This is a genomic window from Streptococcus sp. 4094 (genome assembly GCF_013277125.1).
Classification (GTDB): domain Bacteria; phylum Bacillota; class Bacilli; order Lactobacillales; family Streptococcaceae; genus Streptococcus.
In genome coordinates, this window is record NZ_VMMI01000007.1 from 1 (window position 1) to 13,061 (window position 13,061).

10 protein-coding genes are annotated in these 13,061 nt (G+C 43.5%); 1 reads left to right on the top strand and 9 read right to left on the bottom strand.

All coding sequences use genetic code 11. The annotated features are described in order from the left end of the window. Positions 1 to 52: 52 nt before the first annotated feature. The 3 genes from HT721_RS01160 to HT721_RS01170 form a co-directional block, all read right to left on the bottom strand. On the bottom strand, positions 53 to 1,648 hold the full coding sequence (locus HT721_RS01160; protein WP_173228715.1) for a hypothetical protein: 1,596 nt from the start codon (positions 1,646 to 1,648) through the stop codon (positions 53 to 55). A gap of 11 nt (positions 1,649 to 1,659) precedes the next feature. Beyond that, complete coding sequence (locus HT721_RS01165; protein ID WP_173213506.1) at positions 1,660 to 2,070, bottom strand: peptide deformylase; 411 nt, start codon at positions 2,068 to 2,070, stop codon at positions 1,660 to 1,662. 113 nt (positions 2,071 to 2,183) lie between these two features. Further along, positions 2,184 to 4,880 carry a cation-translocating P-type ATPase gene (locus HT721_RS01170; protein ID WP_173228716.1) on the bottom strand — a complete coding sequence of 899 codons (2,697 nt, stop codon included), beginning with the start codon at positions 4,878 to 4,880 and terminating at the stop codon, positions 2,184 to 2,186. Positions 4,881 to 5,187: 307 nt separating this feature from the next. Between HT721_RS01170 and mntE the strand changes: the two genes are divergently transcribed. Continuing rightward, positions 5,188 to 6,372: a CDF family manganese efflux transporter MntE gene (gene mntE / locus HT721_RS01175; protein WP_112445507.1), complete on the top strand. Its 1,185-nt coding sequence runs from the start codon at positions 5,188 to 5,190 to the stop codon at positions 6,370 to 6,372. 37 nt (positions 6,373 to 6,409) lie between these two features. Here mntE and HT721_RS01180 read toward each other — a convergent pair whose 3' ends face one another. From HT721_RS01180 to glmM, 6 genes are all read right to left on the bottom strand, one after another. Further along, complete coding sequence (locus HT721_RS01180; RefSeq protein ID WP_173213500.1) at positions 6,410 to 8,281, bottom strand: ABC-F family ATP-binding cassette domain-containing protein; 1,872 nt, start codon at positions 8,279 to 8,281, stop codon at positions 6,410 to 6,412. Next, positions 8,278 to 9,477, bottom strand: a complete 1,200-nt coding sequence (locus tag HT721_RS01185) for a CCA tRNA nucleotidyltransferase (protein ID WP_345890091.1) — start codon at positions 9,475 to 9,477, stop codon at positions 8,278 to 8,280. Before HT721_RS01185 ends, HT721_RS01180 begins: the two co-directional genes overlap by 4 nt. Continuing rightward, positions 9,474 to 10,241 carry a 4-hydroxy-tetrahydrodipicolinate reductase gene (dapB, locus tag HT721_RS01190; RefSeq protein WP_173213498.1) on the bottom strand — a complete coding sequence of 256 codons (768 nt, stop codon included), beginning with the start codon at positions 10,239 to 10,241 and terminating at the stop codon, positions 9,474 to 9,476. The genes HT721_RS01185 and dapB overlap by 4 nt, the downstream gene beginning before the upstream one ends. A gap of 163 nt (positions 10,242 to 10,404) precedes the next feature. Further along, positions 10,405 to 11,253 (bottom strand): DegV family protein, encoded by an 849-nt coding sequence (locus HT721_RS01195; RefSeq protein WP_023943697.1) that lies wholly within the window; start codon positions 11,251 to 11,253, stop codon positions 10,405 to 10,407. A 1-nt stretch (position 11,254) separates the two neighbouring features. Further along, positions 11,255 to 11,629 (bottom strand): DUF1149 family protein, encoded by a 375-nt coding sequence (locus HT721_RS01200; protein ID WP_001050087.1) that lies wholly within the window; start codon positions 11,627 to 11,629, stop codon positions 11,255 to 11,257. A 73-nt stretch (positions 11,630 to 11,702) separates the two neighbouring features. Then, on the bottom strand, positions 11,703 to 13,055 hold the full coding sequence (gene glmM, locus HT721_RS01205) for a phosphoglucosamine mutase (RefSeq protein WP_173213496.1): 1,353 nt from the start codon (positions 13,053 to 13,055) through the stop codon (positions 11,703 to 11,705). Positions 13,056 to 13,061 lie beyond the last annotated feature (6 nt).

Genomic DNA, 13,061 nt, shown 5'->3' on the forward strand with positions numbered 1-13,061 from the left:
CTTTGAGGTTGCAGATAAAGTTGACGTGGTTTGAAGAGATTTTCGCAGAGTATTACTGTACTTTAAAGGTCTTGAGATAATTGTCTTTTCCTACTTGACCTTCGAATGTTTTACCATTTTCAAGGTAAGGGAGGTCATCTGATACTGAGGCCTTGACCTTGTAAATCTTCCCATCAACTTTAAAGAAGTAGACTGTGTCTCCCTTGATAACAGCTGATTTGAGGTCTGCTACCACACCCTTGATGCTTTCTGTTGTTGCACTGTCAATTTCAAGGTCGTTTTTATTGGCATACTTACTGAGCATCTCTTCCACTGTCGTAGCAACGATAACATTTTGGTACTCGACTGCGTCTACCAGGGCGTACTCTTTGACCAAGCCAGCATTGTCCTTCAAGCCCATGATGTAGAGAGGCTTGTCATTGAGGTTGATGAGGATTGGGAAGGTTGCCTTGTAGGATTTCTCCTGAACAGCACCTTCGGCTGATTCACGGGCTGATTCTTCGGTCGCAGAAGCCAAGCTATACTTAGTGATTTCTCCTGTTCGCATATTTTCAAGGATAAAACCAAGATTACTTTCATCTGCATTGGCCGACGTCACGCCTGTGTAGAGGTAGATGTCATTGCCGATAGACAAGTAATTATAGCCCTTGGTAGTCTGGGTCACGTTTTTCTTGGAAATCATGGCATTCCAGAAACCATCCTTGTACTTGCCGTTGTAGTTGATTTGCTCAATAGTTTCCTCAGCTGGATAGACCCTGTCCACCCATTCTGGAACATCTGCCAAGCTGTATTCCTTGGTTTCTCCATTTGTAGCATCGAGGATAATGACTGAAATAGGACGAGGAACTGCCAGCCCAAACTGCTTTTGGTAAACTGTAGCCACATAGAAAGGATTGCCCTCATCGTCCACCTCAAAAGATGGAGTCTTGAAGATTTTAGTTGGGTACTTCAAGCGCAGGTGACGCTTGACATCACGGTTAAAATACTCCGAGTCCGAATACTTGATTGGTGTCTTCAAGTCCACCAAGTCCGCATTTCCGGTTACCATGTCCACCTTGATATATTCGCCGATTCCCTTGGCCTGATTGTTAAACCACTTGATAGGGTCTGCGTATTCTAATGGTGTAACCCGATAAGGCTTCCCATCAATTGTCAATTGGGTATAGGTATCTGCCGCTACGTACTGCGACACCTTATCGGTTAGGGAACCCAAGTAGCGGTCACCAATTTTTTCAGCAGTACTTCTATCTAAGATTGGAACCTTACTGGTGTCAGTCTTAGGAAATTCAGTAAAGTCTTTTTCCGTAACCGTGACTACATTGGCATAATTTTTAGCCTGAAAAATGCTAGAAGTTACCAAGGAAACCAAACCTGCCAAGAGAAGAATTCCTCCAATAGAAGCTAAAAGAACTTTCCCTAACCGATTGATTTTGAAACCCTCAAGATTTAAGGCAGCTTCCGCCTTGCCGTGGCGCACATGAACCGTTTTGACCAGATTGATCCCCTTGCCAAAGCCAAATAAGATTGCTACAAGCAGCAAATGCCCACAGAGGAAAAAGAGAAATTCCCAGCTGGTCAGGTTAAGGGGCGGTAAAAAGATATACCAGGTCGTTGCGATAAAAATAAGTTCAAAGATTATTCGTTTCATTTGCTTTCCTCCTAAATGATTCGTCCTTCCAAGTGATCCAGTTCATGCTGGCAAATCTGGGCTGGGAAGCCTGTCAAGGTAATGGTCTGTTCCTGCCACTTGCTGTCACGATAAGCAACCCTTATGGTTTCATAGCGGGTCGTCGGTCGAACCCCAGCCAAAGACAAACAGCCTTCCTCTGTCTCATAAGGTACTTCAAAGGACAGGAGCACTGGGTTAAACATAACCACAGGAACCAATCCAAGATTAAAGATAATCACGCGCTTCTGCACCCCAATCATATTGGCTGCTAGACCAACACAAGTTTCTCGATTTGCTAAGAGTGTATCCTGTAAGTCTCTAGCAAGATGCAGGTCTTCCTGATTTGCCGGCTGAGACACCTGAGATAAAAATAAAATATCCTTCACAATTTTCTTTTCCACTTCCTCACACTCCTCTTGCTTTTTACTATATTATAGCAATTATAGCACAAAAGCTGATAACTGCAAGCCCTTTCCCTCAACTATAGTAAAAAGTCATCCGAAGATGACTTTTTTTAAATCGCATTCTTGTCAAAGCCGAGTTTACGTTGAACAAACTTAACAATTTCGACAATAATAATCATTGAGAAACTTCCGCCCATGACGATTCCCCATTGAGACAAGTCTAGTTTGGTTACGTGGAAGATTCCTTCAAGCGGTTCTACGACAATTGTTGCCATAAGAAGGATGAAGGATACCAAGATAGACCAGTTGAAGGTCTTAGACTTGAATGGGCCAACTGTCAAGATGGATTGGTAAACAGATTTCACATTGTAGGCATGGAAGAGCTGAATCAAACCAAGGGTTGCAAAGGCCATAGTAAGGGCATCAGCATGAATGGCATGATTGTCCCCCACATGTACTGGATAAGCAATCGCAAGGGCATAAACACTCATAACAATAGCTGCTTGGAGTACACCTTGATAGATGATAGAACTCAAAACACCACCTGAGAAGAAGCTTGCCTTGCGTCCACGTGGTTTATGGTTCATGACACCAGGCTCAGCAGGTTCAACACCTAGTGCAATTGCTGGGAAGGTATCCGTTACCAAGTTAATCCACAAAAGATGAACTGGTTGCAAGACGTCCCAACCAAACAAGGTTGATAGGAAGATGGTCAATACTTCAGCAGTATTGGCAGAAAGAAGATATTGAATAGTCTTTTGAATGTTTGAGAATACCTTACGTCCTTCTTCAACTGCGACGATGATAGTCGCAAAGTTGTCGTCAGCAAGAATCATGTCAGAAGCCCCCTTAGAAACCTCTGTACCAGTGATTCCCATACCGATACCGATATCGGCTGTTTTCAGAGCTGGCGCATCATTGACACCGTCACCTGTCATGGCAACGACCTTACCTTGTTTTTGCCAAGCCTTGACGATACGAACCTTGTGCTCTGGAGACACACGGGCATAAACAGAGTATTGAACAACTACTTTTTCAAAGTCTTCATCTGACAGTTCATTGAGTTCAGCACCAGTTAAAACGTGGCCTTCTGTATCATTTGCGTCAATGATTCCCAAACGTTTAGCAATAGCTTCTGCTGTGTCTTGGTGGTCACCTGTAATCATGATTGGACGGATTCCCGCTTCCTTGGCTACACGAACAGCCTCAGCTGCCTCGGGACGTTCAGGGTCAATCATCCCAATCAAACCAGTAAAGATTAAATCATTTTCAAGCTCTTCAGAAGTGAGATTTTCTGGAATACTATCGATAATCTTATAAGCACCTGCAAGGACACGCAAGGCTTGATGAGCCATTTCAGAATTGTTTGTATGAATGAGATTTGTAACCTTCTCATCAATCGGAGCAATATCCCCAGCTTTGTCACGAAGAACACAACGTTTCAAAAGTTGGTCTGGCGCACCCTTGACTGCTACAAGGAAACGACCATCTGGCAATGGGTGAACTGTTGACATGAGCTTACGGTCAGAGTCAAATGGCAATTCAGCTACACGAGGATATTTGTCTAAAAATCCTTTAACATCGTAGCCCTTGTCCAAGGCATATTGGATAAAGGCTGTTTCGGTTGGGTCACCAATCAGATTTCCTTCCACATCGATTTTCGTATCATTTGCCAAGACAACTGAACGAAGTAGTGGCATTTCAAGACCTAGTTCAATGTCATCAGCTGAATCATGTAGAACCGCATCGTAGAAGACTTTTTCGACTGTCATCTTGTTCATAGTCAGCGTACCAGTCTTATCAGAAGCGATGATTTCAGTTGAACCAAGTGTTTCTACTGCTGGCAACTTACGAACGATAGAGTTTCGTTTGGCCAAAACTTGAGTACCAAGGGAAAGAACGATGGTCACGATAGCAGGAAGTCCTTCTGGAATGGCTGCAACGGCAAGGGCAACAGAAGTCAACAACTCACCAAGTGGATTTTTTCCTTGAATGAAGACACCCACTACAAAAGTAACAAGGGCAATGACCAAGATTGCATAGGTCAAGACCTTAGAAAGGTTGTTCAAGTTTTGTTTGAGGGGTGTATCCGTCTCATCCGCATCTTGGATCATACCAGCAATATGACCAACTTCAGTGTACATACCTGTATTGACAACAACACCAAGACCACGACCATAGGTCACGTTAGAGTTTTGGAAGGCCATATTGACACGGTCACCAATACCAGCATCTGCAGCAAGTTCAACTGTCAAGTCTTTTTCAACTGGAACAGACTCACCTGTAAGAGCTGCTTCTTCGATTTTAAGAGAGTTAGCTTCAAGCAAACGTAGGTCTGCAGGTACTACATCACCAGCTTCAAGGGCAACAATATCACCTGGTACTAATTCTTTAGAGTCAATCTCAGCCATGTGCCCATCACGAAGAACACGGGCAGCTGGACTAGACATGGATTTGAGGGCTTCGATAGCTTCTTCTGCTTTTCCTTCTTGGTAAACACCAAAGGCAGCATTGATGATAACCACGGCTAAGATGATAATGGCATCTGCGATATCTTCCCCACCAGAAGTCACGACTGACAAAATAGCTGCCGCAACTAGGATGATAATCATCAAATCCTTAAACTGCTCGATGAATTTGACCAGGATTGATCGTTTCTCGCCTTCTTCGAGTTCATTGTGGCCAAATTCAGCAAGGCGCTTTTCCGCCTCACTTGATGACAAACCTTGCTCGGTCGCATCCACAGCCTGCAAGACCTCTTCAGGACTCTGAGTGTAAAACGCTTGGCGTTTTTGTTCTTTTGACATGTGTCTCCTCCTTGACATTGTGTGCAAAACAGACTCTCTTTTCCCTCATCGTATCTTTTTACGACAAACAAAAAGAGACCTGTTAATCATAACAAGTCTCGCTGTTTAAGATAGTGCCGGAAAGCATACTTTTCAGTATAAAATTCGGAATGACGACACTATCACAGGTTTCTGCCAGCTACTCCCTTGAGTAATTCTATTATACCAAATTTTGAAAAGTTTTCAAAGAGTAAAAACTGACTCATTTGAATTTTCTCTTGAAAACCAGTATAATGGTAGAATGCTATGTGACTAGAAAGGAAGTTGAATGAAGCAATCTATTTCAAATCTCAAGTTGGCTGAGCGTGGGGCCATTATCAGCATTTCAACCTATTTGATCTTGTCTGCAGCAAAATTAGCAACAGGCCACCTCCTTCATTCATCCAGTTTGGTGGCCGATGGTTTTAACAACATATCGGACATCATTGGAAATGTGGCCCTCTTGATTGGCATTCGGATGGCGCGCCAACCTGCTGACCGAGACCACCGTTTTGGTCACTGGAAGATTGAAGATTTGGCTAGCTTAATCACTTCCATCATCATGTTTTATGTTGGCTTTGATGTGCTGAGGGATACCATTCAAAAGATTCTCAGTCGGGAAGAAACGGTCATTGATCCTCTGGGTGCAACTCTAGGAATTATGTCTGCAGCGATTATGTTTGTGGTGTATCTCTACAACACTCGCCTCAGTAAGAAATCCAACTCCAAGGCACTAAAGGCTGCCGCCAAGGACAATCTTTCTGATGCTGTTACCTCACTTGGTACGACTATTGCCATCCTAGCTAGCAGTTTCAATTATCCGATTGTAGATAAACTGGTTGCTATCATCATCACTTTCTTTATCTTGAAGACCGCCTATGATATCTTTATCGAGTCTTCCTTTAGTCTTTCAGATGGCTTTGACGATCGTCTGCTTGAGGACTATCAAAAGGCCATTATGGAAATTCCCAAGATCAGCAAGGTTAAGTCGCAAAGAGGTCGCACCTACGGTAGCAACATTTACCTTGATATTACGCTAGAAATGAATCCTGACTTATCTGTTTTTGAGAGTCATGAAATCGCGGATCAGGTCGAGTCTATGCTGGAGGAGCGTTTTGGCGTCTTTGACACCGATGTCCATATCGAGCCAGCACCTATCCCTGAGGATGAAATTTTAGACAATGTCTATAAAAAATTGCTTATGCGTGAACAATTGATTGATCAAGGAAATCAACTGGAAGAACTCTTGGCTGACGATTTTGTCTATATTCGTCAGGATGGAGAGCAGATGGATAAAGAGGCTTATAAAGCCGAAAAAGACTTGAATGCTGCTATCAAGGACATCCAAATCACTTCCATCAGTCAGAAAACAAAACTCATCTGCTATGAGTTAGATGGTATCGTCCATACCAGTATCTGGCGCCGCCACGAAACCTGGCAAAATATCTTTCATCAAGAAACCAAAAAAGAATAGAGAAATCCTGTCCATGAGACGGGATTTTTCCATTCTTCTAGCTATCAAACTCACTTAAATACTCATAGCGTTCGTATTTTTCAAGGAGTGCTTCGTTTTTCTCATCCAGTTCTTTTTGGAGAGTAGCCAGCTTACCAAAGTCAGAGCCGTTGGCCTGCATTTCCTCTTCAATCGCAGCGATACGGTTTTCCAAGGCTTCAATATCACCTTCAATGCTTGCCCACTCCTGCTTTTCTTGGTAGGTCATGCGTTTCTTCTCTTCTCGAACCTTGACCACTTTTTCCTTTTCGGCCTTTTGCACTTGATTGGCCATCTCTGTTTCAAAGGCTTTTTCATCAAGATAGTCGGTATAATGACCAAAGAAAGGACGAATCTTGCCATCCTCAAAAGCGAGAATCTTAGTCGCTACCTTATCTAAGAAATAACGGTCGTGACTAACAGTCAAAACTGGACCAGCAAAGCCTTGCAAGAAATTCTCCAAAACTGTCAAGGTTGCAATATCTAAGTCATTTGTCGGCTCGTCCAAGAGAAGAACATTTGGTTTCTCCAAGAGCAGTTTGAGGAGATAAAGACGTTTTTTCTCTCCCCCAGACAATTTCTCAATCAAGGTCCCATGCGTCGAACGTGGGAAAAGGAACTGCTCCAGCAGCTCTGCAATCGAAGTCGTAGAACCACCGCTGGTCTTGACCTCTTCTGCCACTTCCTGCAAGTAATTGATCACTCGCTTGCTTTCATCCAAGCCCTCAATTTGCTGAGAGAAATAGGCAATGCGAACTGTTTCCCCAATCACAACTTGACCTGCTGTCGGCTCAAGACTGCCTGCAATCAGGTTGAGCAGGGTTGATTTTCCAACACCGTTATCCCCAACGATTCCGATGCGGTCTTTGGCCTGCACCAAGAGATTAAAATCTTGCAAAATAGGCTTGTTTTCATAGGCAAAGGAAACATCCTGAAACTCGATGACCTTTTTCCCAATCCGACTGGTTTCAAAGTTCATGGTCAAGTCTGTCTCAGTAACGCCACCTGAAACTTCTTTCTTCAAATCGTGGAAACGATTGATACGAGCCTGCTGCTTGGTCGCACGCGCCTGCGGTTGTCTGCGCATCCAGGCCAATTCTTGTTTGTAGAGTTGTTCTTTTTTATGAAGAAGAGCCGCGTCGCGCTCATCCTGTTCCGCCTTTAGGCGAACATAGTCCTGGTAATTTCCCTGATATTCGGTCAAGCCTGCGCGATCCAATTCGAAAATGCGAGTTGACAAAGCGTCTAGGAAATAACGGTCATGGGTAATAAAAAGGACGGTCTTCTTAGAATTTTTCAAAAAGAGGGTCAGCCACTCAATAGTCGCAATGTCCAGATGGTTGGTCGGCTCATCCAGAAGCAAGAGGTCGTGGTTGCCAAGTAAGACTTGCGCCAACTGGACCCGTCTTCTTAGACCACCTGACAATTCCCCAACAGGAGTAGATAAGTCCTGAATCCCCAGCTTGCTAAGAACCGTCTTGACCTGACTCTCGATTTCCCAAGCTTGGAGAGAGTCCATTTCAGCCATGACCCGTTCCAAACGAGCCTGCTTGTCCTCACTGTAGTTGAGCATGAGAAGTTCATACTCACGAATAAGCTGGATTTCCTTGAGGTCGCTAGATAGAACCGTATCCAAGACCGTCTTGCTATCATCAAAATCAGGATCTTGGGTCAAGTAACCAATCTGGTAATCATTCTTAGCTGAAAAGGGACTAACATCCCCATCAAATCCAGAAACACCAGAAAGAACATCTAAAAGGGTGGTCTTACCAGTCCCATTGACACCGATTAAACCAATTCTATCCAAGTCATGGATGATAAAGGAAATATCCTTAAAAACGGTCTTATCACCGACGGATTTACTTAGTTTTTCAACGATAAAATCACTCATTTTTTCTCCCTTAGATAAGCATGGATGGCTTGACGGTCATTTTCCAATTCTCCATCGACAATAGCAAACTCAATCTCTGTTAAAATCTCTCCCAAGTCTGGTCCCGGCTGATAGCCATATTCCTTGATCAAAATACCACCATTAATCTGAATTTCTTTCTTGTCATGAATGGTCAGACTCTGGTAGGTTTCTGTGATGGCTTGTGGGTTGACTGGTTTTCCCTGAGCCTGACGAAGACTTTCAGCCTGTAAAAGCAAATCCAAGTCAAAGCGATAACAATCTCGCTTGCTCAATTCTCCCTTTTCACGCAATGCCAAAATAGTCAGCAAATCCTGTACCTGCTTGGCAAACTGGCGTGAGGTCTTCCAAGCTTTCAAAAATGGCTGCGCATTTTCAATCTCCAAAGCCCACAGTAAAGCTGCCCAGGCTTGCTCTGAAGATTCAAAGGTGAAATCAGTCTCCAAATCAAACAGTCTATTGAGCTTGTCCTGGCTAGCTGCCATATCAGGGAGATAGTCATAAGCTTGACTCTCAATCATGGAAGCCAAACCCCTTCTCCAAAATGGAGCCAGCAAGAGTTTATCAAACTCAACGAAGGTACGCTCCACAGAAATTTTCTCCAAAAGTGGCGTCAAGGTCTTCATAGCTTTAAAGGTTTCTGGCTCAAGTTCAAAGCCAAGACTGGCCTGAAAACGGAAACCACGCATAATCCGCAAAGCATCTTCGTTGAAGCGCTCACTAGGAACTCCAACCGCCCTCAAGACCTGCTTTTCCAAATCGTCTAAGCCATGGAACAAGTCTATGATTTCTCCTGTCTCATCCAAGGCAAAGGCGTTGACTGTGAAATCACGGCGTTTGAGGTCTTCTTCTAGCGAACGAACAAAAGAAACCGCACTGGGTCTGCGATAGTCCACATAGACATCTTCAGTTCGAAAGGTGGTTACCTCATACTCCTCATCCCCATCTAAAACCAAGACGGTTCCATGCTCGATTCCGATATCGGCTGTTCGCGGAAAAATCTGCTTGGTCTCTTCTGGATAAGAAGACGTCGCAATATCCACATCATGGATAGGACGATTGAGGAGGGCGTCTCGAACAGAGCCCCCAACAAAATAGGCCTCAAAACCTGCTTCTTTAATTTTTTCTAATACTGGTAAAGCCTTCTGAAATTCAGAAGGCATTTGCGTTAATCTCATAATAAGTGTTCTAATCCATAGACAAGCTCATGACGCTTGACAACTTCTTTAATTCCCAAATTAACCCCTGTCATGAAGGAGCTGCGATCATAGGAGTCATGACGGAGGGTCAATCCTTCTCCCTGATTGCCAAAGATGACTTCCTGATGGGCTACCAAACCTGGCAAACGAACTGAGTGAATCCGCATACCATCAAAGTCAGCACCACGGGCACCTGCAATCAATTCTTCTTCATCAGGCGCACCTTGCTGGATAGACTCTCGAACTTCCGCCATCAGCTCAGCTGTTTTAATAGCTGTTCCACTCGGGGCATCCTTTTTCTTGTCATGATGGAGCTCGATAATCTCCACATTTGGGAAATATTTAGCAGCCTGCGTCGCAAATTGCATGAGTAAGACAGCACCCAAGGCAAAGTTAGGAGCGATCAAACCACCCAAATTTTGTTCACGAGAAAATGCTTTTAACTCTGCAATTTCTTCACTTGTGAAACCAGTCGTTCCAACTACTGGAGCAAATCCATTTTCAAGAGCAAAACGTGTATTTTCATAGGCAACAGTTGGAGTAGTAAAATCTACCCAGACATCCGCTTCAAAACCTGCTAAATCAACCTTATCCTTGAAAACAGGAATACCCTGCCATTCTGACTCAGACTCAAAAGGATCCAAAACTGCTACCAAGTCCAAGTCTGGATCAGCCAAGACCATCTGACAAGCAGCCTGGCCCATCTTTCCCTTAAAACCAGCAATAATTACTCGAATACTCATCTCTACTCCTGTCTAAGATACTAAGGACGTTAGCTGCCCATGAAAAATAGGGAATGGCGCTGACTTCCCACGAAAGGCAAGACAGGCATCTTTTTTCAAGAGGTAGCTAGTCCGTGTTCAATGGCTATGATACAAGATTTCTTAACTAGCCTAGAAGCGCCAACTAAATCACTGGAATATAACCCAGAGCAATACTTCCTGCTCCTAGGTGGGTTCCAATGACACTACCAAATGTAGCAAGTGAAACATCTGAACTCAATCCAGATTCAATCAAGTGCTGACGCAATTCCTCAGCCTTTTCAGGAGCATTCCCATGAATGACAATGACACGATATTGCCCTGAAGCTGTTGCTTCCTTGATAATCTCAATTAAGCGCTTAGTTGCTTTCTTTTCCGTACGAACTTTTTCGTAAACTTCAATCACACCTTGGTCATTGAAATAGAGGATTGGCTTAATGCTAAGCAAATTGCCCAAAATAGCAGCACCATTTGAAAGGCGTCCACCTTTCACCAAATGATCCAAATCATCTACCATGATAAAGGCTGACGTACGACTGATTTGAATGGCTAGCTTATCCTGAATGCTGGCAAAATCATCGCCCTGGTCACGCCAATTAAAGACGCTTTCAACCATGATACCCAGAGGAGCACTTGTAATCAAAGTGTCTGGAAAAGCAATGGTTAAGCCCTCATATTCATCTATCATATACTGTATATTTTGGTAAAAACCTGAAATTCCAGAAGATAGGAAAAGCCCCAAAGCATGGGTATAGCCTTGTTCTTTGAGCGAAGTTAAGATTTCATCTAACTTGGCAATACTTGGTTGACTAGTCTTAGGCAGTTCAGAAGCCTGAGCCATTTTTTGGTAAAATTCCTCAGCAGTCAGATTGATGCCTTCGACATACTCCTCACCATCAATATTGACAGGAATATCCAAGACAAATAAATCTTCTCTTTGCAAGGTCTCTGCACTGAGATAGGCAGAGGAATCTGTGATAACAGCTAATTTCATATTAGAACTCCAAATTGATTCCTGGTAAGTCTAATGCAATTTCAGTTACTTCGTAAGTCAAACGGTTGAGCATATTCAAACATGGACGAGCCAAAGTTTCCACTTCTTCTTGGCTCAATTCACTTGGTTCATTGACAATACGGCCATCGATGTGGTTTACCTGTGAAATGGTTCCACTGATGACAAACTTATCAAATACAATCATAAAGGTCAAGATGACAATCAAGGAAGTCACTTGATTTTCTTGATCATGTTGGAGCAATTGGAAGTTCACATCCACCTTAGTTTCAGGAGCTCCATTTTCATTTTCCCATTCAAAATTACGCGCATCAAAATGATACTGACTAACAAATTCTTGTTCACGTTTAAGATTCATGTCTTTCTCCCTCGGCTACAATATTATAAGCTATTGTACCATAATTTTTTATTTTCATCTAGTTTTCTAGGATTTAGTCAATCCCGATTTCAGCTCGAACTACGTCTGCGATGGTATCAACATAGTAGTCTACTTCTTCTGTTGTAGGCGCTTCTGCCATAACACGCAAAAGGGGCTCTGTTCCACTTGGGCGTACTAGGATACGACCATTCCCTGCCATTTCAGCTTCCATCTTCTCGATGATGACCTTGATAGCTGGCACTTCCATTGCCTTTTCCTTCATGGCATTTTCCACTCGGATATTGACTAATTTTTGTGGATAGATGGTTACTTCTGCTCCCAACTCTGACAAGCTCTTACCAGTTTCCTTCATGATTTTGGTCAATTGGACAGCGGATAATTGGCCATCACCTGTTGTATTGTAATCCATCAAGATGACGTGACCAGACTGTTCACCACCGAGGTTGTAGCCTGATTTTCTCATTTCTTCAACAACGTAGCGGTCGCCAACTGCAGTGACTACCTTGTTAATACCTTCACGGTCCAAGGCCGTGTGGAAGCCAAGGTTGGACATCACAGTTGTCACAATTGTATTTTGAGCCAATTGTCCTTTTTCAGAAAGGTATTTCCCGATAATGTACATGATCTTGTCACCATCAACGATGTCACCATTCTCATCAACAGCAATCAAACGGTCACTGTCTCCGTCAAAGGCCAAACCAATAGCTGAGCCGCTTTCTTTGACCACTTCTTGAAGGGTTTCTGGGTGGGTTGAACCAACATTAAGGTTGATGTTAAGACCATCTGGTGTTTCCCCTATAACAGTCAACTGAGCACCAAGGTCTGCAAAGATTTGACGGGCACTTGTAGAAGCTGCACCATTAGCTGTATCCAAGGCAACCTTCATTCCTTCAAGAGGAGTTCCAGTTGAAACAAGGTATCCTTCATACTTACGCAAGCCTTCTGGATAATCTACCAAGGTTCCCAAGCCTTCTGCACTTGGACGAGGAAGAGTATCTTCTGCAGCATCTAGCAAGGCTTCAATTTCTGCTTCTTTTTCATCATCTAGTTTGAAGCCATCACCGCCAAAGAACTTAATTCCATTATCAAGGGCTGGGTTGTGGCTAGCAGAAATCATGACACCGGCGCTTGCTCCCTCTGTTTTAACCAAGTAAGCTACTGCTGGTGTCGCCAGAACACCTAGTTTGTAGACGTGAATCCCTACAGAGAGGAGACCTGCCACCAAGGCAGATGCTAACATTTCCCCAGAAATACGTGTATCACGTCCTACAAAAACTTTCGGTGCTTCCGTTTCATGTTGGCTAAGAACATAGCCTCCAAAACGTCCTAGTTTAAAGGCCAATTCTGGCGTTAATTCTACGTTAGCTTCTCCACGGACTCCATCAGTCCCAAAATATTTACCCATTTTTAC

What these genes read in the sequence shown, in the direction of transcription:
- HT721_RS01170 (WP_173228716.1), bottom strand. Translation starts at nt 4,880, where the DNA reads ATGTCAAAAGAACAAAAACGCCAAGCGTTTTACACTCAGAGTCCTGAA.
- mntE (WP_112445507.1), top strand. Translation starts at nt 5,188, where the DNA reads ATGAAGCAATCTATTTCAAATCTCAAGTTGGCTGAGCGTGGGGCCATT.
- glmM (WP_173213496.1), bottom strand. Translation starts at nt 13,055, where the DNA reads ATGGGTAAATATTTTGGGACTGATGGAGTCCGTGGAGAAGCTAACGTA.
- HT721_RS01160 (WP_173228715.1), bottom strand. Translation starts at nt 1,648, where the DNA reads ATGAAACGAATAATCTTTGAACTTATTTTTATCGCAACGACCTGGTAT.
- dapB (WP_173213498.1), bottom strand. Translation starts at nt 10,241, where the DNA reads ATGAGTATTCGAGTAATTATTGCTGGTTTTAAGGGAAAGATGGGCCAG.
- HT721_RS01185 (WP_345890091.1), bottom strand. Translation starts at nt 9,477, where the DNA reads ATGAGATTAACGCAAATGCCTTCTGAATTTCAGAAGGCTTTACCAGTA.
- HT721_RS01200 (WP_001050087.1), bottom strand. Translation starts at nt 11,629, where the DNA reads ATGAATCTTAAACGTGAACAAGAATTTGTTAGTCAGTATCATTTTGAT.
- HT721_RS01180 (WP_173213500.1), bottom strand. Translation starts at nt 8,281, where the DNA reads ATGAGTGATTTTATCGTTGAAAAACTAAGTAAATCCGTCGGTGATAAG.
- HT721_RS01195 (WP_023943697.1), bottom strand. Translation starts at nt 11,253, where the DNA reads ATGAAATTAGCTGTTATCACAGATTCCTCTGCCTATCTCAGTGCAGAG.